Source organism: Verrucomicrobiota bacterium (assembly GCA_037139415.1).
In the GTDB taxonomy this organism is placed as follows: domain Bacteria; phylum Verrucomicrobiota; class Verrucomicrobiia; order Limisphaerales; family Fontisphaeraceae; genus JBAXGN01.
Map to the genome: position 1 here is coordinate 1 of JBAXGN010000095.1, position 22,884 is coordinate 22,884.

Annotated in this window: 9 protein-coding genes; 1 reads left to right on the plus strand and 8 read right to left on the minus strand. The window is 55.8% G+C overall.

The genetic code is table 11. The annotated features are described in order from the left end of the window. Positions 1 to 144 precede the first annotated feature (144 nt). A complete protein-coding gene (locus WCO56_16790; protein MEI7731234.1) occupies positions 145 to 13,557 on the minus strand; it encodes an autotransporter-associated beta strand repeat-containing protein in 13,413 nt (4,470 codons plus the stop codon). 193 nt (positions 13,558 to 13,750) lie between these two features. Then, positions 13,751 to 14,644 carry a TIM barrel protein gene (locus WCO56_16795; protein ID MEI7731235.1) on the minus strand — a complete coding sequence of 298 codons (894 nt, stop codon included), beginning with the start codon at positions 14,642 to 14,644 and terminating at the stop codon, positions 13,751 to 13,753. A gap of 272 nt (positions 14,645 to 14,916) precedes the next feature. Here WCO56_16795 and WCO56_16800 point away from each other — a divergent pair, with 272 nt between their 5' ends. After that, complete coding sequence (locus WCO56_16800) at positions 14,917 to 16,014, plus strand: TlpA disulfide reductase family protein (GenBank protein ID MEI7731236.1); 1,098 nt, start codon at positions 14,917 to 14,919, stop codon at positions 16,012 to 16,014. 5 nt (positions 16,015 to 16,019) lie between these two features. On the opposite strand, the gene WCO56_16805 is transcribed toward WCO56_16800, so the two are convergent. The 6 genes from WCO56_16805 to WCO56_16830 all read right to left on the minus strand — a co-directional run bounded on the left by WCO56_16805 (position 16,020) and on the right by WCO56_16830 (position 22,870). Continuing rightward, the gene (locus tag WCO56_16805) at positions 16,020 to 16,886 is read right to left on the minus strand and encodes a metallophosphoesterase (protein ID MEI7731237.1); all 867 of its coding nucleotides are present in this window, start codon (positions 16,884 to 16,886) and stop codon (positions 16,020 to 16,022) included. Positions 16,887 to 17,050: 164 nt separating this feature from the next. Continuing rightward, positions 17,051 to 17,560 carry a tRNA adenosine(34) deaminase TadA gene (tadA, locus tag WCO56_16810; protein MEI7731238.1) on the minus strand — a complete coding sequence of 170 codons (510 nt, stop codon included), beginning with the start codon at positions 17,558 to 17,560 and terminating at the stop codon, positions 17,051 to 17,053. Between the two features lie 3 nt (positions 17,561 to 17,563). Then, on the minus strand, positions 17,564 to 18,196 hold the full coding sequence (gene hpt / locus WCO56_16815) for a hypoxanthine phosphoribosyltransferase (protein MEI7731239.1): 633 nt from the start codon (positions 18,194 to 18,196) through the stop codon (positions 17,564 to 17,566). Positions 18,197 to 18,244: 48 nt separating this feature from the next. Continuing rightward, complete coding sequence (locus tag WCO56_16820; protein MEI7731240.1) at positions 18,245 to 20,761, minus strand: ATP-dependent Clp protease ATP-binding subunit; 2,517 nt, start codon at positions 20,759 to 20,761, stop codon at positions 18,245 to 18,247. A 133-nt stretch (positions 20,762 to 20,894) separates the two neighbouring features. After that, a complete protein-coding gene (locus WCO56_16825; protein ID MEI7731241.1) occupies positions 20,895 to 22,112 on the minus strand; it encodes an ABC transporter permease in 1,218 nt (405 codons plus the stop codon). Further along, positions 22,109 to 22,870: an ABC transporter ATP-binding protein gene (locus WCO56_16830; GenBank protein MEI7731242.1), complete on the minus strand. Its 762-nt coding sequence runs from the start codon at positions 22,868 to 22,870 to the stop codon at positions 22,109 to 22,111. Before WCO56_16830 ends, WCO56_16825 begins: the two co-directional genes overlap by 4 nt. Positions 22,871 to 22,884: the final 14 nt, after the last annotated feature.

Sequence of the window (22,884 nt, forward strand, 5' to 3'; positions counted from 1 at the left end):
AGTTGAGGAGTTGAGGAGTTGAGGAGTTGAGGAGTTGAGGAGTTGAGGAGTTGAGGAGTTGAGAGGGTGGCAAAAAAAGCCGGGCGATTAAGCCCGGCTTTGTGTTGGTGTGCATTCCGCATCGCTGGACGCGTAAAGTTTAGGTTATGGCACCGAGGCACTCCCGATCCGGTAGAACTTGAAGCCACCGGTCGCCGCCGCGTCTTGCAATACTTGCGGTCCGGTCACGTTCGTCACCCCAATGATGAACTGCCAGGTTCCTTCCGTCAGGCTGTCCCGTGCTTCCAACCAGTACGCCCGGTTCGGCTCCGCCGTCACCGTCGTCTGGAATGTCTCCCCGGCCACGATCACCATCGGGCTCTCGATCAGGTAGCTGACCGTCACCACCGCTGCTGTCCCAATCGGGGACAGACCGTGTTGGTTGGACACGATCAGCGTATAAGCCCCCGCGTCATTGAACTTCAGCCCCGTCAAGTTCAGGGTCGGTGTGGTTTGACCAGCCAACAGGTTCGTCGTGTTGTGGTACCAGCGGAAAGCCGCCAGATTACAGTTATCCGCCAACCCCACCGTCCTGCTGAAGTTCGTCCCTTGCAACAGCGTCACGTTGGTCGCCACCACCGCCGGGCTGAACCCTGGCAACCGGCTATCGGTGACTTTCAGATAGACCGGGCCAGCGATGGCCGTGCCCAACGCGTTACTGACGATGACGTTGTAGTAATCGCCATTGTTGGCACAGGTCACCGCCGAGTTGGTCACCCCGATATTGGTGCTGACGACGGCGGTGAAGTTCGAGTTCTGATACCAAAGGTAGTAGAGTGGCGCGGTACCCGAGGCACTGACGATGAAGTTCGTCGCACTGCCCACTTCAACAGTATTGGTGGGTGAGGGCGTAATCACGAGGCCGCTGGGTGCCCCGGCACCGGCGACCGGTTGCACCAGAACATACAGGTTTTTCACGGTATAAAGGGCGGCATTATCCGAGAAGGTCCAATCCACATTCACAGCATTGGTGGAATTCCCAATCCCAATCCCCAACGTGCCGTTGAACCGACTGATGGCAAAGAGCACCTGACCAGTGCTGCCCGCGCCGTAATTATGAATCTGCATGGACCCGTGGCCATTGGCCGGAGTTGTACCCGTGCAGGTGTCATTCCAATCGTAGGCGGTGCCGCTGCCAGTTGGAATGAGTGCCGTGGTGCCCGACGCATAACTGTTGGGCCAGAATTCCATGTTGCCGGTGGTGATTCCCTCGCCCTGGACAATGCCCGGCACGCTGGAACGCACGTTCATGTTGGTCACCTTTTGTTGGAAAATGGCTCCGTTCGGATAATCCGGCACGCCGATCTTATACACGTTGTTCGTAAAGGGATCCATGGAAACGTAGATCCAGTTGGTCGGTCCGCCGCTGGTCGCCAGCTCCAGATAATAGGCAACCCGGGTAAAGTTACTGGCCATGCTGCGGTTGTCCGTGCTGTACGTGGTGCCCAGTGTTTGCCAAGTGCCGGGAGTTACCGGCAGATTGACACCCAAAACGACCAGGAAATTCGTCGCTTCCGGCACGTTAGCGGTAATCTGCGGGAACGGCCGGGTCACCAGAACGGTGGAATTTGGCACAATAACATTCGCATTTACAGAGCGATCCCGCACATTATTGACCGTAAGGGTATAGGTGCTGAACAAATCCAGCGTGGTGGTGGTCAACACCACCTCATAAGAATTGGTGCTCAGCGCGGCCGCCAGGATATTAACCCCGCCACTCAGCGTGAAGTTGGTGGGATTCACCGAGTCATCCCTTAACCCTTCACTAAAAGTGACGGTGATGTGAGTGCGATCAAAGCTGCTGCTCGCCTTCACCAGCGTGGGCGGATTGGTGTCGTTTTGGAGGACATACACCTGAAGCCGTTTCACCGAATAAGCCGAACCGTTGTTCGCAAAGGTCCAGTCGGGATTGGCACCAGTGCTGGTACCAATGCCTATGTCAGTCGTGGCTCCGGCAGATCCCCAGTCATTAAAAGCGAGCAGCACCTGCGGCACAGAGATACTATGAATTTGCATGCAACCATAAGTGCCAGCCGTAAACTGGTCGCCCCAATCGTAAAGGGTATCGCTGGCACCCGGCACCAGCATAATATTGGTGGAAGCATAGTTGCTCGGCCAGAATTCCAGATAACCGCCAGCCATCGCGGTGCCTTCCATAATACCAGATACGCTGGAGACCACATTCATATTGGTCACATAACGTTGGTAGCTGGCACCGATACCGGCATTCGGCACCCCCAGTTTCGTGGCGTTATTGGTGAAGGGATCCATCGAAACCCAGATGAACTGCAGCGGACCATTGGTCGGCTGCAGTTCGAGATAATAGCCAACACGGCTGAATTCAGTCACCCCAGCCGCCGTGTTGTATTCATAGGGAACTCCATTTAAATACCCCACCGTATTGGAAATATACAACGAATAGATCAGGGTGAAATTCGTGGATTCTGCCACATTATTGGTGACACCAAAGGTCGGCGCTGCGCGGAACGTAACGGTGGAATTGGGTGCAATCTGCAAATGGCTCGTGGTGAGGTCTCGAATATTATTATTGGTCACCGTGTAAGTTTGGTTGGGCGTCTGGAGCGTGGTGGTCAAGGTCACATCCCGCCGATTAATCGGCTCAATGGCGGCACTCAGGATGCTCAATCCGCCACTCAGCGTGTAGTTGGTCAATGCCGTCGCATCGTCCGGCAACATCGGTTTGTTAAAGGTCACCACCACACTGGTCCGATTCGACGCACCAACGGCTTTGACAACGATGGGCTGGTTGGTGGTGCCACGCGTGCTGATCAGGTTGGTGACATTCCCAAACCAATTCGTCGCCATTTTGTTGTACCCAAGCTGTCCTGGATGCAATTGATCCGGGAAATCGGTCAACGGAATGGCGCTATATAGGTCGGTAAAATAAACCTGACGGCCCAGCGCCGCCTGTTGGGCAACAATAATGGGCACCATCGGGTTGAACGTCGTTTGAATCTGCGTGTTGTACGGCTCCCCACGAACGGTCAGGTTAGCGACCACAATCTTGATGTTGGGCCGGTTGGTGGCGATGCGCGAGATCAAGTTGTATAGCCGGTTCGTGGCATTGGGAGTATCATAGCCCTGCCCATAGTCATTCGTGCCAATGAGCAGGAGCAGGATGTCCGGCTCATCAATCGCACTGAAGTCGGCGAGAATGGTACTGTCAATCTGGTCAATGCGCCAACCGCTGTGGCCTTCATGATAGAAGGTTGGCCAACCTGCGGCAGCATTGCCATTCTGGGTACCGACAAAATTCACGTTGTAACTCGCATTCGTCAGGAGCTGATAGAGCATGTTGCGATAACCACCAGCGGCTCCAGTACCATAGGTAATAGAATCGCCCACCGGCATAATGCGAATCGGCGGGAAAGCCGAGCCGCCTACGGTGATCGTAGCCGTGCTGGTAGCGACGTTATTGGAGGAATCCGTGGCGGTGATGGTCACCGGGGTTATTCCCAATCCGACCACGGTCCCTGGCAAAGGACTCTGAATGAGAATGACGGGATTACAATCTGCGACCACCACTTCCCCGCGGTAATCCGGAAGGGTCAGATGATCGGTGTCATCCGGCATAACCGCACGATTGGTCAAACCAACGATAAAGGCAGGGGCAATGGTGTCTATCACCGTCAGCGTCGCCCAATCGCTGGTCAGGCTGCCCGAAGAGTTGGTAACCGTCACGCGATAAGCCCCGGCATTAGCAGGACTCACCCCGATCAAGACCAAGGATTGGTTCGTGGCGTTGGGAATCGCGTTCGCACCAAAATACCACTGGTAACTCAGAGGGATGGTCCCATACGCCGCAACTCCAAAAGTGGCGTTGCTGCATTGCTGGACCGTCTGATTGACGGGCGGGACGCTGATAGCCAAATCGGCATTACTTACCACCGCAAGCGTGCCGTTAAAGGCGAGCCGGTTGGTATCCCAGAGCAATCCGGGATCCAGCGGCGGCAGGACCAAGACAGCCGGGAAACCGCCATAGTTCGCCGCGCTAAAGAGTTTAAAGGAATCTCCCGCAACCAGCGGATCACCGTTGGTATTGATGATCAAGGTGCCACCATAAGCAACCGTAGTCATCCCGGTCACCGAGTCACTGGTCGGGATGCCACCTGGCTTGCTGATATTCATAATATTGGTGCCATTCAAGGTCAGGCTGTTATTAATCGCCAAGGCGCCGTTAGGAAGCAGGGTGGCGCCGTTGCCCACCACCACCGATCCGTTTACCAAGGTGTTGGTGTTGCCCTTTAAGGTTTGCCCGCTCACCAAAGTCAACGTTCCATCCGTGCGCCCGGTAACCACCAGTGATGCGCCGAAGGATAGGTTAATGGCCGGACTGTTAGAGATGGATCCAACCCCAGTCAGCGCCAGCGAGCCATTTGAAATGGTGGTTTGCCCGCTGTAAAGATTGATGCCACCGAACGTAAGCCGTCCATTGCCGGTCTTGGTCAAACCACCGGGACCACCGATAGGACCTGACAGCACCATCAACCCATTCGTGCTCGGAGTGCTCACGATGGAATTCACATTCAACGTGATGGCATTCGTCACCACAACATCGTGGAAGAGGAAGCTGCCATCACCCGGATCGGTGAAACTCGAAAAATAGGCGGAGTTGCTCACACCACGCCCCTGCAGGTCAATGCCCAAGCCTACCGGCCAGCCACCCTGAACTCCCAACCCACCGGATCCATTATAGACGCGCAAATCAATGGGACAGGCCCCAGCACTCAGCGGCGGCGTGTTACTGGTGGCATAGAAAGTGTACGTCCCGTGGTACATGACGACGTTGGTACCCAGCTTCGCATAGCCGTAATCATCGAAAGCTTTGCTGATTGTCCAGACCGTGTTGTTCGTCAGCACATTCACGTAGCCGCTATATACCCAAGTACGGTAAACACCCGCCACGGGACCAAAACCAAAAACATCGGCAGGGAGCGTTGATAGCCGGGTGGCGGATAGATTCACCGTTCGCGCCGGATTCAGGGTGGTGATGTCCATGGCCGTGCCATTGGTAATATTCCCTTCAAGCAAACCAGCCGTGTCCAACACCAGTGTTCCACCGTTCAAACTCACCGGGCCACGGCCCAATGCATTCTGATGCCGGACCCCCAACATACCATTACTGACCACGGTGCCACCGCTGAATGAATTGCTGGCCGCCAAGACGAGGGACCCTGCTCCCAACTTGGTGAGCGCCAAAGCATTGGCGGCGCCGTTATCGTTGATCTGACCCAGGAACGTGCTACTGACATCCGCCGCGCCAACCTTTAACGTTGCCGGCGCGGCGGCACTATTGGTCACCACGCCCATCGTGTACGCAGAATAGGTGCCCTGGAGGCCATTGACGGTCACCGTATTACCTTTCAAATCCAATGAGATCGGACCATTGGTGGTTCCTTCCATGCGGACCAAATTGGAGAGAGCACCGGAAACGCCAAACGCGAGGGTTCCGTTGGTGATAACGGTTTCACCACTATAGGCATACGCGCCGATGCTTCCCAAGGTAATGGTGCCCGCACCACTCTTGATCAAGGTGAGCACACCACCACCGCTATTTGAAATGCTGCCTGCATAAGCCGCGCTGCCGCCAGCATTACCCACAGTCAAGGTCACGGGCCTGATATCCGCGTTATCCACCAACCCGCCACCATTGAGGGTATTGATGACCAGATTATTACCCTTTAGGTTCAATACACCATTATTGGTGATATCGTTGATGCGGCTGCCTAACGCGGTGTTGGTGGCCAAGGTCAACGTGGAATTTTTAATCACCACCGGGCCGGTGAAATCGTTGGTGGCATTATTAATCACCAATCCGCCGCTCAACGAAGCAGCCGCATTGGTCACGTACAGCACTCCCACCCCAGTGATTTTACCGGGCCCTTGGAAAGTATAGGTCTGATTAGTCACTTCGACGATCATGCTGGAGGGCAGATTCGTGCCCGTGATATTCACGCCGGTATTGGGAGACAAATCGGTGAACCGAGCCGGATTGCCGTCGAAATACACCGCTGGCATGTGCGACACAATGTTCGTCCATTGCCCAGTAACGGAATCCAGCCAAAGGTTGCCGCCACTGGTATTCCCATCACCCAACCAATAGATACCGCTGGTATTATTGGTGGTAAAGACCACCTGGATCGCTTTTCCAGCCACATAGTTACTGAAGTAGCCCTGATACGTGGTGCCAAACAGCACCATCTTGGTATTGGGATCGGAATTCCCAATCAGAGTGCCACCATATTTGATCAGCGTGTACGCCTGATTCAAGACATAGCCGGCAGCATTCGTAGGGTTGGGATTAACCTGAATATTGCCCGCCGTAATATCCAGATTGCCGCTCACATTGATCAGATCGCTGTAGCCAGCATTGGTCAAGTTACCCAAATCGAGATTGAGGATGCTGCCATCGCGCAACACAAGGTTGGTCACATAGATCGCCCCGACCCCGTTTGAACCAGGGTCTAAGTTACCACCGGAGAGCAATTCAACCGTGCCACCCACCGCTCCAAGACCGGCAAGATGCGCTCCATTTTCAACCAACGCCCCACCATTCGTCAGGATGCCAGTGAGGAATAAAGTGCCGTTTTTGACGGTCGTAAGGCCGGAATACGTATTGGTTGCCGTAAGTGTTAGAATGCCAGTACCCAGCTTGGTCAAACCGCCACCCGTAACCGCGCCAATGGCGGGTGTGGTGAAGCTTGCGTTACTGCCACCGCCGCCAATCAGTGTAACCGTCAATACATCGCTTAACCCATATCCCATACCAGGGCTGGTGACGAAAATATTGGTCACCTTGCCATAGGTGGAACTGCCAACCTGTAGGTCCACTTGCACAATCGCGGTGGCATTACTGCCCGTGCCGCCGCTGATTAGCACCACTGGGGCACCGAGATAGTTACTACCACCATCCGAAGGCGTTATCCCGGTCACACCGTTGCCGATCGGAGCCAGGAGCCGTTGCCCAATGGTGATATTGTTGTTCGTAGTGTCAATGGACGCGCCACCAGAATATAGGGTCACCGCACTAAGACCGCTCAAGAAAGCGGTGTTCGCAGAATAGGCTTTCACCGCGCCACCGTTGAAGTTGAGGAAGGACGGGGTCCCGGCACTGCCAACCGTGATTTGGTTGGCGATCAGCACCCCACCGTTCAGGTTGATCACGCCGGCACGATTGCCGGTGTTGAGGGCCACATTGAATACCCGGGTACCATTTCCGATGGAGTTGAACACGGCATCCGGCCCCAACAGATTGAGCATACCAAAGCTGTTCGAACTGGCAACAAAACCCATGGTAACATTGTTGGCGCTGGGCGGAGCCGACATGGAGCCACTAAAGATATTGACCACCGCGTTGCCGCCTTTCCAGCCCCAGAGAAGCCAGCCATTGGCAGCACTGACATTCACCGTGCCGCCGAATTGGTCAAATACAGCCGTGTTACCAGCGCCACCGACACTACCTCCCAAAGCTAATTGTCCGGCCGTAATCGAGCCACTGTTCAGCCGATAGTAGCCGTACCCATGATTCAAGCCGAGCGATAAAATATCCGCACTACCAGTCGCCGCTCCTACGGAGACCGCACCGGAATTTTGAACCACCACACCCACCGACCCAGTGGCATTCCCCACCAGCAATTTGGCCATAATCGCGTCATTATTAATCACCGTCACCGGGCGATCTACCGTCGCACTGCCAAGCGTCATGGTGCCGGCACCCAAACCGGTCTGGCCATTGAGAATCAATCTGCCGCCATTCACAGTCACCCCCGAACCCAACCCGTTGGTAACGCCGGAAAGAACAAGCGTGCCATCACCATTCTTGGTGAAACCGCCATTGGTTACTGCACCGGAAAATGTCGCGGTGATGTTGCTCACCGTCAGGGTGCGCGCAGCACCGGCCAAATTCACTCCCCCACTGCTGCTCAGATCGCCCGTCAAACCGGTGGCGGCGACTTCACCCAATTGAAGATTGCCGGTGATAAACACGTCGTTGGCAAACGCGCGCGCCGAGGCGCCATCTGAGGATAGTTTTCCGTTAGCCAACCCCAACAGCCCAGTGCCCAAGACATTGTCGGCGCCCAGCAGCAGCGCGCCCGCCGCGCTGTTCGAGGTGCCGCCCGAATGGGTGTTCGCGCCCGAAAGCGTCATCGGGCCAGTACCCGCCTTAATGAATTTGCCGGAACCGCTCAGCGCGCCGCTATAGACATTGGTGAAATTGCGCGACCCGACAGTCAGTGCAACAGCACCATTGGTTTCATTAAGCAGCGCCACATTGCCCGAGCCATCCAAGCCACCGATCGTATTGGCGATGGTATTGCTGAAGATCAATCCATTCGCCAGCGCGTTACTGACATTGCCAAGCACTGAGGGACCGGCCATAACCACCTGACCCGCGTTGGTAATCACCACGTCCACCGCGCTCGCCGCCGTCGTGTTGCTGAATACAAGTTGGCCATTCGCCACCGACGCCGAAAACGGAACATAGGCCCCCACAATATTGCCACCGACCAATGACTGGATTCCGCTGCCTGTTTTGGCCAGCGTCAGCAACGTGGTTCCCGTGCCAGCATGACGGCTTCGCAGATAACCGTTAAAAGTATAGTTGCCGCTGCCAGCCAGTGTGAGCGTAGTATTGGGATTAACGGTTTCATCCTCCGTTGATTCCACCACGCCATTCGCCGTCACGTCCGACAGGCCAGCCGCCTGCTGATCGTAACCCATAAATTTGATGTAACCGTATTTGCCGCTCGCGCTGTCAAAGCTGATGACGGATGACGGCGCAATTTGATTCGTCGCCCCCATGTGAATACAGTTAAAACTGCTGCCACCGACGCTGATGTTCCCCACCCTTAGATCGCCTGAAACAGCGTAACCTGGCGAAGTATTGCTAAAGATCACTTGCGGAGTTAAGGCGTTTATCGCGGAACTATTCACAATTGTCATTCCACTCAGACTATTGGCGTTGGTAACGATAATCGTGCCGGAACCACCGAAGACCAGAGTGCCATTCCCACTCACCGGTGCTGCCACCACACCAGTCACGCTCTGGCTGATGACATTCGTCGCTCCACTGAGAATCACGTTGGGGCCCGAGAAATTAGTAGTCGTGCCTTGCAGGATGCCCTGCAGGTTGGTGGTGTAGCCAGTGTAGTTATTGGCCCCCCCTAGAATGAGGGTGCCGGAGCCCGCCTTCACCAGATTACCACCAGTCCCGGTGATCGCCTGCCCCATGACGGAGGTATCACTCCGGCTGATGACCAGACTGCCGCCCCCCAACGTGATGGGCCCCGTGAAGTCGTTCGAGCCAGTATTGGCTAGCGTCAAAGCACCAGTGCCGGATTTATTCAACCCGGTGCTGCCACTAATCTTGCCGGAACCCACAAAGGTATAATTCGAGGTCGTGTTGATATTAATGGTGGCCGGCGAGACGATTCCCGGCAAATTCACCACCACGTTAGGAGCGGTATCGTCAAACACGATGTTATCGCCGTTATAGAAAAAGTCCATGGTGCCATCACCCGCCAGATTGGTTACCCCCATGGTACCATTCGCCCAATTCGTGTTGCTCGTGAGATCCCCTTGCCAGACCACATTGCTGTTAATCACTCCGCTGGCATCAAAGGTCAGCGTAATGCTATTTCCCAACTGCGCGACCGTGCAACCGTAGCGCGTCGCCACCTTCAGATTACCCACGAAGGCCGGGTCAATCGTGCCACTGGCCGTGATAATCGTATAAGCATGGTTAGCCACCACATCCGGCCCGCCGTTCAGGAAACTCACATTGGCAGTCATGGTGCCTTGGCTGGTTAAATTACCGTTCACCACCAGCAGGTCGTTGTTGGCGGCATTGGTGACGTTGGCCAAGTCCAAATTGAGATAACTATCAGCGGCAAACGTGACTGAACCATTGGTCACAATCAATCTACCCGCTGCACCCACCGGTCCAGGAGCCAAAATAGCACTAGTGCCTACTGTCACACTACCGGTCACCACGCCCGAGCCGGATAGGGTCTGGTTCACCGTTCCATTCAGCGCAAAGCCGCCACTCACTTGCGTGACATCAAAGATCGCGCCGCTCGCCACGGAAATCAACGGACTATTGGAAATGGAACCGGTGATCCCCAACGCCACGCGGCCAAGGTTAATAAGGGTATTACCGGTATAGATATTCGTGCCGGGCAGCGTCGTAAGCGCATTGACGTTGTTGATGAAATTACCCGGCCCACTGACCGCCCCCAACAAATTAAGGCCGCCCGCACCGCCCGGATTAAAGTAGGCATTGCCGCCAGCCAGATAAATGGGGCCTAACCAATTGTTGCCGGTGGTCCCACTGGCGGTATTACCAATGATGGTTCCGCCATTATTCATGGTGAGCTGCTTATACGGATAGGTAACCGTGGTTGCCGGAGTGGTCTTCAACTCCAACTGGCCGCTGTTGGTAATACTGCCCGCGCTCGAACCCAGACAATTGGTGTTATAGCAGGAGAACATGGCGCCGCTGTTGATTTGAATCCAACCGGTGAAATCATTGGTGGTGTTGAACGTTGCCCAAGCGCTCTGCCCAAACGTAGGCGCCAATTCCAGCAAGTTGACATTGCCCCGGATGTTGGCCCCCACCGCCCCATTAGGCTGAAACGCCAACGTGCTGGGTGTGCCCGACACAGAGTTGCTTATCGCGCCAGCCGTGCCACCGAGTTTACCCACCATCACGGAATAGCCTGCCAGATCTAGGATTCCGTTATTCACCACCAACGCATTGGTGGTGGCTCCCAAGGCGTAAACATTACCCACCGTTAATAGACTTCCAGCATTGTTGATGGTGACACCATTCACAAAGGCGTTTGAACCGGACAATACGAGCGCGCCGCCGTTTACCGTCACCGCTCCCCGCATCAGGTTATTCCCAGCGAGCGTCTGGATGCCCGTCCCGGTTTTTGTAAAAGCCACCAGTCCACTGGTACTGTTGATCAAGGTGCCGTAGAACGTGCCATTTGAGCTGCCATTGCCCACCGTCAGGGTGGTCGTGGCCGTATTGGTCACGTTGTCCACCGTGCCACCGCCGTTCAAACCGTTAATCGTGCTGCTAAGGCCATTCACATCCAGCCGCCCATCCACCGTCACATTGCCTTTGCCAGCCCCGTTGGGGATCGCACCCGCAATCCCGATTTTATAGGTACCCTGGCTAACCACCGTGTCACCCGCATACGTATTCCCCATCGTGACGGTCAACGTACTGCTTCCATTTTTCACCAAACCGCCATTGCCGCCGATGCCATAAGTCTGTGGGCCAACAACACTCTGCAACGTGTAGTTGATGGTGGACGAGTTGTTGGTCATCCACGCCGGAGCCACCGGACCGGCGACGTTCACCGTCGCACTGGTGCCGGTATCGTCAAATACGGCGATATTATTATTAAAAATGAAAGCACCGGCGCTGGCTGGATTGGTCCAAGCCGGCACCATGCCCATTATCCAAGCATTGGTCCCCAGCGGATAATTGCCACCCTGCCAGACCAACGTGGACGGTGTACCGGCACCACCAATGGTCACCTGAAGCTGATTCCCCACCGCCGCCACCGTCGCCGGATAATCCGAGATGATACCAATATTCTCCGCGCCCGTGATGGTGCCTTTGCATTGCAGTACGGTGTAAGTATAGGGATACGACGGCGGCGCAGTCAGGAAACTCAAGTAAAGGTAGTTCGTGCCAGTATAGGCTACGCTGCCATCCACCAACACCTGATCGCAGGTGGCCCCGCCGATCTCCACCGCCATAACGGACCCAGCCAGATTGGTCAGACTGCCATTGGTGATGATCATGGAGCCAACCACGCCTACGCCGCCCGGCTCCAGCCAGGCATTGTTGGCCACACTCACCGCGCCAGTCACCACGCCGCCACCGGCAAGGATCTGATTTTGATTCAAGGTGAATGTGCCATTCAAAGCAGCCACATCGAAAATGCTGCCCGCATTCACGGTGATGGATGCGCTATTAGAAATACTCCCAGTGCTCCCCAAAACCAAACGTCCGGCGTTGGCATTGATTACCGTGGGCCCGGTATAGAGATTGGTGCCATTGAGCGTCCAAACACCCGTGTCCTGCTTGATCAGCCCCATCGGAGCCGTGCCATCATAGATTGTCCCATTCACTGTGCCAACCATACTCCCGCCCAACTGCAGGCTGCGCAGGGTGGTATTCGCAGAGAAGGTTCCATTCATGGTCAGACTTCCCCCCAGCACAATCAATGCCGTGCCGCCACCACCACTAGTCAACGTGAAGTTGCCGTTAATCGTGTTACTGCCCGCAATGTTGGTAATCGCACCTTGCGGTTGGCTGGTCGTAAAGGAAATATTGGTGGGCAAATTAATATCAGCTCCGGTGCCGCTATTGTCCAGAATCAGACACCGATAGGGCGCATTCCCCGCAATCGTCACCGTCTTGGGGCCAACGCCCAAGCCACCGCTGGTCTTGATGGCCAAGCCACTTGCACCAGTATTGGCACCTCCAATGGTCACATTGCCCGTAAACGTACTGTTACCAGCGTTAGTGACGGTGCCGTTGCCATTCGGGTTAATTGTCAGCGTATAGGCCCCGCTAATATTACCGTAAATTGTGCCGGTGTCCCCGCTTCCCGTGGCTTCAATGGTGCTGTTACCGGTCATAATGACGTTGCTCACCGCGCCACCCGCACTAAAGCGAATCGCCCCATGATTGTCCACGCCCAACGCGCTACCAGAGATATAAACGTCATTGGTGATTTTGCCACCGGCCATCCAGAGTTCATTGCTGGCCCCCACCACCACGATATTGGAACCCACACTGGCACCCGTGTTCACCACCAAGCGATTGCCTTTGGTCGCACTGCCGATATTCGTAATCATCGTGGCCCCCTGATAGGTGTTGGCCGCAGCGAAGGTGATAGAAACCGTACCGCCATTGCCACCAGAAACAAAGCCGCCGGTGCCCGAAATAACACTGTTATACGTATAGGCACCCGCCCCCACATTGGTGAGCGTATAACTATTATTGGTGATCGCGCCGCCAATCGTCAGGGTTCCACCGCTATTTGTCCAAGCTTGGTTGGCACTCAACGTGATCGGGAGGGTAATGGTGTTGGCGCCTGCAAGGTTAGTGATACCGCCGGTCAGGTAGAGGTTGGTGCCATACAGATTGAAGTTGGTGGACATCGTGCCAAACGTGATTGATCCCAAGCTGCTAATAAACGGGTAAATGTCATTGGTCGCGTTCTTCTGAGCGGCACTCTGGGCAGCATTATTGGTAAAGAGAAGGTTATCCGTGGCAACCGGCGCGGCATTGGGAGACCAATTTCCGACCGTGCTCCACAACCCTTTGGTCACGACAGCGTTTGTCCACACCTTCTGCGCGTGCGCACTCAACGCCATGCCAAACAACAACAAGGGCAGCAGCCGCAATGCGGCAGAGGTCATTTTTGAATCGCAGTCAGCCTGGCCACCAGAGTTCACATTCTTCTTCATAATCGTATCAATTTTACCCATCGCAGAACAAGCAACCGAGACACTCCATGCACAAAGAGTGTTTTGGCCTGCTGTTCGATAAGTGAACATCTAGCAAAAAGGGCGATCCGGTGCAATAATAATCGATGTTACAAATTTATTACCGAATGCGGAAAGCGATGATGGCGTGAATGGGATATCACCCGGGCGAAGTTCAGCTACTCCGGACGCATTCGCGCAGGTAATCCCGTGATTTTGCCAGCGCTTTCGTCATCTCGTCCGGGGTTGGCTCATGATGCATGAATGGGGTGACGTAGTGCGGATAATTGATCCGGGCCAGCGCGCGCAGCCAGGGCGCGCAATCCGTCGGGCCTTGGCCCGGCAACTGGTTCACGCCATCGGCTTTTTGCCAGGCGTAGAAGAAGAGCAGTTGTTTGCCGCAAATTTCAATCATCTGCTCCACCGAGGCCCCCAACGCCTGCACATGATACGGAGCCAACGCCAGCCCCAACCGGGAATGGGTATTCAGGTCAGTAAAAGCCTTGAAGGAATCCGGGGAATCCAACAGGGCGTTACCATGATTTTCGATGGCAAGGAAGGACTGATACTTCTCGCACTGTTCGAGCAAAGGTTTCAGCGATTCCAGGAACCCCTTCATTTTAGCAGTGAGTTCAGCCGGTTTGCAGGGGCCGGCACTGCCGCGTACCGCCACGCCACCACCCACCTGCCCGAGCAGTTCCGCATATTTCGGGTACCCCCCAGCATAGACGGAAAACGCGCAGAGCCTGAGTTTATGCTTGGCCAGCAGGACCTTGAGCCCGTCCGGACCGAGGCGTTTCTGCACGTCATCCAGATGCGGACACCCGGCATGGGCCGACCAAACATCAATGGCCTCGAAGCCGAGTTCCGCAATGCGCTGGAACGCGTCTTCAACCGGCAGTTTGGTATATCCTATCGAGGATGCCGCCAGGCGCATGGTCCATTTGCTCTCAGCAGCAGCCAGATCAAGATGGGAAGCCGAGGCCGCTGCGACGCCAGCCAAACCAGCGGTGTGCAGAAAGTTACGGCGGGAAAGTCCGTGCCACATTCCGTGTTCATGCGTATTCATATAGTTGCTGGTTACCATAGCACAATGACCATCGGCAGTCGTTCAGAATTCAACAATGGTTGATTTTGAACAAGCTGACTTTCCTTGGTGTTTACTCGATATTTGATGCAGCCGTCATGACCGACGGCAAGGCGTGAAAAATCATTCCCATTCCGACGGGTTTGCCGTATATTCATCGGCAGCGCGGCCGATCAAATCATTGGCATCAGCCGAAACACATGCAGCCAAGCGATCGTCGCTGCGGGAACATTGAATCTGGTTAAAAGCTGTTTATGCAGAATCCAAAGGCAAAGGCAGGTTGGCAACACTGGCTCAGCGTTGCCGTGTGTGGTTGGGCACTCATGCTCCCGGCTCAAACTCCCGCCCCCACTGACGACCCCATCCTGGCTTGGGAAGCCTTCCAGGCCGTCGCGCGCAAACTGCCGGCACCTGCCATCTGGAAAGCGCGTCCCCCTACCCCGGAGGAGCGGGAGGAATTCAAACAAAAGCAACTGACAGCCTTGGAGAAATCGGCAGGGTTGGCGCGTGAGTTTTACACCCGCTTTCCAAAGGACCCCAACGCCGGACGCGCCCGCAAAAAGGAATGGGAGGCACTTTCAATGTTACTGCAAGCGGGACAGAGCAACCGACTCAGCCAACTGGAAACTGTGGAAACCGCTCTGCTGGCCGATACCAATTTGGACGATGAAGACCGGTTTGAAATCCGCTCCCAGGCCACAAGTCGGCAGGTCATGGCGCGCCGCAGCACCAACCTGGCACAGACGCTTGAAGATTATGAGAAAGGGGCGCGCCAGATGCTCAAGGAGTTTCCCGACCGCACCGAACCATACGAAACCCTGCTGCTGGTAGCCGATAACAGCCCCCGGGAAAAGGCCCTCAAGCTCACGTCTGAAATTGCCGCCGCGCCCAAAGTATCGGATCGAACCAAGCAAGCAGCCTTGGAACTGATGCAACGTCTGGAACTGATCGGTACCCGGCCCGGTTTCAAGCTAACGACCGCCACCGGTGAAGTGATTGACCTGGCCAAACCGCGTGGCAAGCCGGTGGTGCTGTCGTTTTGGGCCACGTGGTGCCCGGCCTGCATGATGGAGATGCCAGCACTGATGGAACTACAGGCCAAGTACGCCAGCCAAGGCGTGGAATTCATTGGCATCAACCAGGATCGTGACAAGGATGCCTTTCTACGCTACCTAAAGGATAAGGAAATCACCTGGCCACAATGCTACGATGCCGGCCAGGAACTCGCCACCCAACTGCGGGTAACCGCCATTCCCGTCTGCTACATGCTGGATAAAAAAGGCATTCTGCGTGAAATTTTGGTTGGCAAAGCCAATTTGGAAAAGCCGCTCCAGGCATTACTCAAAGAGTAGCAAACTCAGGGTTTCTTCAACTCATACCGGTCTTGTGTTTGCCCCTGCCAGTTGATAAATCGCAGGACCAGATTGGTTTCCGTGGCATCAATACGCATGGCACCGTGTTCCGCGCTATAGCGCATCGCGCTGCCCGGCACCGGTTCCGTGAAAAAAGTATCTTTTCTACCGCCACCCAAGCCATTGATAAAATACACGAGGTTATTGGTATGCACACGCTCGTAGGTGTGGTCATGCCCGCTGAGCACCACGCTGGCTCCCCATTCTGCAAACGGCCAGCGCATCTGGTCGCACTCATGCCAGTGGCTCCCATGCCAATTACCGCTGGAATAGGGTGATTCATGGAAATACACAATGCGCCACGGTGCTTTGGCAAGGGACAGACGCCGCTTCAACCACGCCGCCTGCCGCGATAAGGGTGAGTTGCCATCCGGTTCAAACGCGTCGCTGTCCACCGCGAATAATTCCACCGGGCCATGCCGGATGCCGTAGTAGCGTCCATTGCCAGGCAGCGTAAAATAATCCAGATACGGCTTGGCCATCGGCACCCACCAATCATGGTTGCCCAGGGTGGGAAAAAAACGGTTGGTCAGCGCCCCCGCGCCATAACGACCATGGTACGGCGCAATATATTCATGGTAGAACTGACCGACATTTTCATCAATTGTTTCCGCCGCGCCATAATCGTAATTATTATCGCCCACGGTAATAATCAGGTCTGGATTCCAACTTTTTACCAGGCGCGCCACGTTGGCCTCATTCGTATCGCCCGACCCATAATCGCCAATGACACCGAGGGTAACGGTCGCGCCATGAAGTGGCACCCAAGCTAGACACAGCAGAAACAGAAGGGCGACAAATCCACAGGGCACACCATGTTTTGTAGCCGTCGAGGTAAGGAGACGGACCCCGGGGATTTCGGATTTCGGATTTCGGATTTCGGATTTGCGCTCCTTGCCTCGATAGCTGCGCGGTGAGGGCGTTTCACACTGACGGTGAGAAATGCAGGCTAAACAAGCTTCAAAATTGCGCACGCTCATTCATCGCTTTCTCCATCCAGCTTTTTATTTTTCTCCCGCTGTTGGGCAAAGAACTCCCGCAGCAAAGCGCGACATTCCTCCACCCGCACCCCGGCAGTAATGGCACAGCGATGGTTAAACGTGGGAAATTGGAGCAAGTTCAACGCCCCGCCCGCCGCGCCTGCCTTGGGATCGCTCGCGCCAAAGACCACTTGCGCCAGCCGCGTGTGGACAATCGCGCCAGCACACATCGCGCAAGGTTCCTTGGTCACGTACAGTGTGCAATCCGTCAGCCGCCAATCGCCCATGCGTTCCTGGGCCTGGGTAAGCGCCAACATCTCAGCGTGGGCGGTGGCGTCCTTGAGCAGTTCAACCTGGTTCCAGGCGCGCGCGATAATACGCCCCTCGCGCACAATCACCGCACCCACGGGCACTTCCTCCGCCTCAAATGCTTTGGTGGCCTGGCGCAGCGCTTCCCCCATGAAATAGAGATCGCTCTGCAAATCAATGATCGGTTCGTCACTCATCCGTCAAACGCGTTGATATACGGACGGTTTTAACACACCGATAAACGGCAGGTTGCGATAACGCTCAGCGTAATCCATGCCGTAGCCCACGACAAACGCATCAGGAATTACGAAACCAACATAATCCGCCTCAATGGGCTCCAAACGTCGCGCTTTTTTATCCAGTAGTACGCAAATGCGAACAGAATTGGGGGCCAGCGCGTGCAATTTCTCGGTGACGCGCTTGAGGGTGCGTCCCGTATCCAGAATGTCATCCACCAGCAACACATCGCGCCCTTTGGCTTCCAGCCGGAGTTCCTTGGTGAAAACGAGCTTGCCCGAAGTAGTGCCCGCGCCGTAGCTGGACACTCCCATGAAGTCGAGCCGTAATGGCAATTCAAGATGGCGTACCAGATCCGCCAGAAACATCACCGTCCCGGTAAGCAAGGATACCACCAAGACGTCGCGCCCGGTAAAATCATGCTGGAGTTGACGGGTCAATGCGCGTACGCGCCGTGCAATTTGCGTCTCGCTGATGAGCACATATTCGATTTCCTCTCGCCAGCGAACCGGCGGCGGTAACCGGCGGGTGCCGACTTGCGCGCCCGTCGTGCGATCTTTGCCGCCACTGGCAGCGGCTTGACTGAGTGATCTCATGCGGGCAAGGTTCATCCAAAGTCGCCCGACAGGCAAATGCAAAATGCATCAACCCTGAACCACCTCGGTTGCACCAGCCGCCGACGCTTTCTGGGAAAATACCAGTTTATCCCCAGCCAGACTGACTAACACCGGTTCATTTTCGACCAGGTTGCCCTTCAAAATTTCCTCAGCCAGCGGGTCTTCCATGAACCGTTCGACTGACCGCCGCATTGGTCGGGCACCATATTGCGGGTCGTAGCCTTTTTGCACCAGAAAATCCATGGCTTTCTCGTCCAGCACCAGTTTGAAGTTCCGGCTTTTCAGTCGTTCGGTAACCTTGGCGATTTCGAGGTCCAGGATGGTGATTAGATCCGGCTTGGTCAACGAGCGGAAGACGATGATGTCATCCAGGCGATTCAGAAACTCGGGACGGAATGAACGCTTGGACTCCTCCAAAATCTTGTCCCGCATTTTTTCGTAGCTATTCTCGTCCGTGATCGGCGAGAAACCCATCGTGGATTGCTTTTTGATGGTTTCCGCACCCACATTCGAGGTCATCAGAATGATCGAGTTACGGAAGTTGACCACCCTCCCAAAACTATCCGTCAACTTGCCTTCTTCGAGAATCTGCAACAGCATGTTCATCACGTCGGGATGCGCCTTTTCGATTTCATCGAACAGCACCACGCAATAAGGACGCCGCCGCACCTGCTCAGTCAACTGGCCGCCTTCCTCGTAGCCCACATAACCCGGTGGCGAGCCAATCAGGCGCGAGACCGTGAACTTTTCCATGTACTCGCTCATGTCCAGTTGGATCAGCGACTTGGCATCGCCGAACATGGACTCGGCCAGCGTCTTGGCCAGCAGTGTTTTACCCACCCCGGTGGGCCCCAGCAACGCGAACGTGCCGATGGGGCGCTTGGGATCCTTGAGCGAAGCACGTGAACGGCGCAACGCCTTGCAGACCGCTCCCACCGCCTCGCGCTGCCCGATGATGACCTTGGCCATTTCGTCCTCCATCTTGAGCAAGCGCCGGGCTTGATCCTGATCCATGCGGCTCAGCGGAATACCGGTCCACTTGGACACCACGTGCAAAATATCCTCTTCATCCACCTTGACGCGTTTTTCCTCGCGGTTCGCCTTCCAAGCATTGATGACCCCCTCCAGCCGTTCCTTGGCCTGCTTTTCCTTGTCGCGCATCGCGGCGGCCCCCTCGTATTCCTGGGCGCGAATCGCCGCTTCCTTTTGCAACCGCAATGATTCAATTTCGGCCTCCAAATCCTTGATCTCGGGCGGCCGGGTCATTGAGGCAATCCGGGCGCGAGCACCGGCCTCATCCATCGCATCAATCGCTTTATCGGGCAAAAATCGGTCGGTAATATACCGGTCGGAAAGTTGGACAGACGCCTCAATCGCCTTGTCGGTATAATCCACCTTGTGATGGTCCTCGTACTTGGGCCGCAGCCCTTTCAGAATCAGGATGGCTTCCTCGACCGACGGCGCCTCCACCTTCACGCTTTGGAAACGGCGTTCCAACGCGGCGTCTTTTTCAATGTATTTGCGATATTCCGTCAGGGTAGTGGCGCCGATGCACTGCATTTCTCCGCGGCTTAACGCGGGCTTGATGATGTTCGACGCATCCATGGTGCCCTCCGCCGAACCGGCCCCCACGATGGTGTGCAACTCATCAATGAAAAGAATCACGTTTTTCGCCCGGCGAATTTCGTCCATCACCGCCTTGATGCGCTCTTCAAACTGGCCACGGTACTTGGTGCCGGCCACCATCAGCGCCAGGTCCAGCGTTATCAGGCGCTTTTCGCGCAAAATTTCCGGCACATTCCCGCGTGCAATCTCCTGTGCCAACCCTTCCACGATGGCGGTCTTGCCCACACCAGCCTCACCCAATAGGACAGGGTTGTTTTTCGTGCGGCGGCACAGAATTTGGGTCACCCGCTCAATTTCGTTTTTGCGCCCAATCACCGGGTCCATTTCGCCCTTGCGGGCGATCTCGGTCAAATCGCGTCCGAATGCCTTGAGGGCGGGGGTTTTTACCTCGCCTTTTTTCTCGCCCGCCTGAACGGGTTGGGCCGATTTTTCGCCGCCTTCCGCCGTCGGCTGGGTGGCTGCTTCTTCGCTGCCCTCCTGGTATTCTGAGCCGAGTTCCTTGAGAATCTCTTTGCGGGTGGCTTCAATATCCACATCCAAATTCTTCATGACGCGGGCGGCAACGCCATCCCCCTCGCGCAGCAGTCCAAGCAGGATGTGCTCGGTGCCCACATAAGTGTGGCTCAAGGCCTTGGCTTCTTTCGAGGCCAGGCCCAGCACCTTCTTGACGCGCGGCGTGTACGGGATGTTCCCGGCCACCTTCTGATCGGGACCGGTGCCCACGAGTTTCTCCACCTCCATGCGCAGCGTATCCAGGTCGAGGCCCATCTTTTGCAGCACGTTCACCGCTACCCCCTGCCCCAGCTTGATCAGGCCCAGCAGCAAATGTTCCGTGCCGACAAAGTTATGGTTAAACCGGTCGGCTTCTTTTCGTGCCAACGCCAGCACCTGTTGGGCGCGTGGCGTGAAATTGTTCATTGACTCTTCCATATCACCGAGACAAGTTGCAATCAATTGTCGGTTTTGTCCAGTATTACCCGACAAATTCTAACGCTGGGTTGGCGCTGATTTCCGTAATCCTGACCGCCGCATACCCGACTGGCATCCTCGGTTATTCATACCGTAGCGCCTCAATAGGGTCGAGTTGAGCCGCTTTGCGGGCGGGATAGAAGCCGAAGAATACGCCGATCGCAGCGCTAAAGGCAAAGGCAATAACAATGGAGTCGGTGGAAACCAGCGTATTCCAGCCGAATTTTGCGGAAAGTCCTCGCGCACTGGCCAGCCCCAGCAGAATACCCAATATGCCGCCGACCAAACTCAGGGTGACGGCCTCGATAAGGAATTGCAGCAGAATATCCCGACTGCGTGCGCCCACCGCCAGCCGCACGCCGATTTCGCGGGTGCGTTCGGTGACGCTGACGAGCATGATGTTCATGATGCCAATGCCGCCCACCAGCAGCGAGACGCCGGCAATGGCCCCGAGCAACACCGTCATGATCTTGGAGGTGGCGGTGGCCATTTCAGAAATTTCCTGTTGCGTGCGCACGATGAAGTCGTCATCCCGGCCTTCGCTGATGCGATGTCGTTGGCGCAACAGGGCAGTGATTTGGGTTTGAACGTCTTCCAGCAAGCTGGCGTCGGCAGCCTGGACGTTAAAGGATCGAAAAGTGGTTGCGCCCGTCAGCCGTACCATGGCACTGGTATAGGGGATGAGTACGACATCGTCCTGATCACTGCCCATCATGGACATGCCTTTGGAACTCAATAAACCAACGATAATATACGGGGCGCTTTTAATGCGAATAATCTGGCCGACGGCTTCGCCATCACCAAACAGGGCTTTGGCGGTGGTTTGGCCGATCAAGGCGACTTTGCCGGTGTTGCGTACGTCGGCATCGGTGAAATTGACTCCACCGGCCAGCGGCCAGGCGCGGATATCGAGGTAATCTTCGCCGATGCCAAGCACTTGCACATAGGCGTTTTGATTGCCAGCGGCGACTTGGGCGGAACTACGCACCTCGGGACTGACGCCAGCGACACCCGACACTTCCTTGCGAATGGCGGCATAATCCCCCTTGGTGAGGCTCGGCGAACTGCCAAAGCCCATGGAGAAACCGCCCCGACTGGAATTGCCGGAGAGGACCAGGATGACGTTTTGGCCGAGACTAGCAATCTGCGCTTCAACCTGCGCTTTGGCCCCGTTGCCAATGCTCACCATGGCAATAACCGCGCCGACGCCAATGATGATGCCGAGCATGGTCAACAGCGTGCGCAGTTTATTGCGGCGCAAAGCCCGCACGGCGATTTTAAGGGTGGCAAACAGTTTCATGGCGCGAGTTTAATGGCCTGCTGTTCCTGGCGGAGTTTTTCCAATTCCTGGGCGGCGTTGAAGCGGTCGGTAATGGGTTGATCCGTCACCACCCGGCCATCGCGCATGACAACTGTGCGACGACTGTAACGTGCGATATCCAGCTCGTGCGTGACCATCACGACGGTGATGCCGCGCTCGTTCAGATTCTGGAAGATGCCCATGATTTCTATGCTGGTGTGGGTATCCAGGTTGCCGGTGGGCTCATCGGCCAGCAAAAGCTTGGGCTGGTTCACCAGGGCGCGGGCGATGGCGATGCGCTGCTGCTGTCCGCCAGAAAGTTGGTTGGGATGATGGCCCGCACGATCGCCCAGACCGACGAGTTCCAACGCCTGCATGGAGCGTTGGCGTTGTTCGCGCCCCGAGATGTGTTTGCGGGAGTAGAGCAGTGGCAGCTCGATGTTTTCAATCGCGGAAGTACGTGACAGCAGGTTGAAGCCTTGAAAGACGAACCCGATCTTTTGATTTCTCAAATCAGCCAGTTCGTCGCGGTCAAGCTCCCCGATGTCCACTCCATCCAGCAAGTACCGTCCACCGCTGGGCCGATCCAGACAGCCAATGGTATTCATCATCGTGGATTTGCCGGAGCCGCTGGCACCCATGATGGCGACAAACTCGCCCGGCTGTATATCCAGGGTCACCCCGCGCACCGCGAAAACATCCACTTCACCGGTGTGGTAGGTCTTGACGAACTTATCCAATTTGACGATGGGCTCCATGGCAATCAAAACGC

What these genes read in the sequence shown, in the direction of transcription:
- WCO56_16820 (MEI7731240.1), bottom strand. Translation starts at nt 20,761, where the DNA reads ATGAACAATTTCACGCCACGCGCCCAACAGGTGCTGGCGTTGGCACGA.
- hpt (MEI7731239.1), bottom strand. Translation starts at nt 18,196, where the DNA reads ATGAGATCACTCAGTCAAGCCGCTGCCAGTGGCGGCAAAGATCGCACG.
- tadA (MEI7731238.1), bottom strand. Translation starts at nt 17,560, where the DNA reads ATGAGTGACGAACCGATCATTGATTTGCAGAGCGATCTCTATTTCATG.
- WCO56_16830 (MEI7731242.1), bottom strand. Translation starts at nt 22,870, where the DNA reads ATGGAGCCCATCGTCAAATTGGATAAGTTCGTCAAGACCTACCACACC.
- WCO56_16795 (MEI7731235.1), bottom strand. Translation starts at nt 14,644, where the DNA reads ATGAATACGCATGAACACGGAATGTGGCACGGACTTTCCCGCCGTAAC.
- WCO56_16800 (MEI7731236.1), top strand. Translation starts at nt 14,917, where the DNA reads ATGCAGAATCCAAAGGCAAAGGCAGGTTGGCAACACTGGCTCAGCGTT.
- WCO56_16790 (MEI7731234.1), bottom strand. Translation starts at nt 13,557, where the DNA reads ATGAAGAAGAATGTGAACTCTGGTGGCCAGGCTGACTGCGATTCAAAA.
- WCO56_16825 (MEI7731241.1), bottom strand. Translation starts at nt 22,112, where the DNA reads ATGAAACTGTTTGCCACCCTTAAAATCGCCGTGCGGGCTTTGCGCCGC.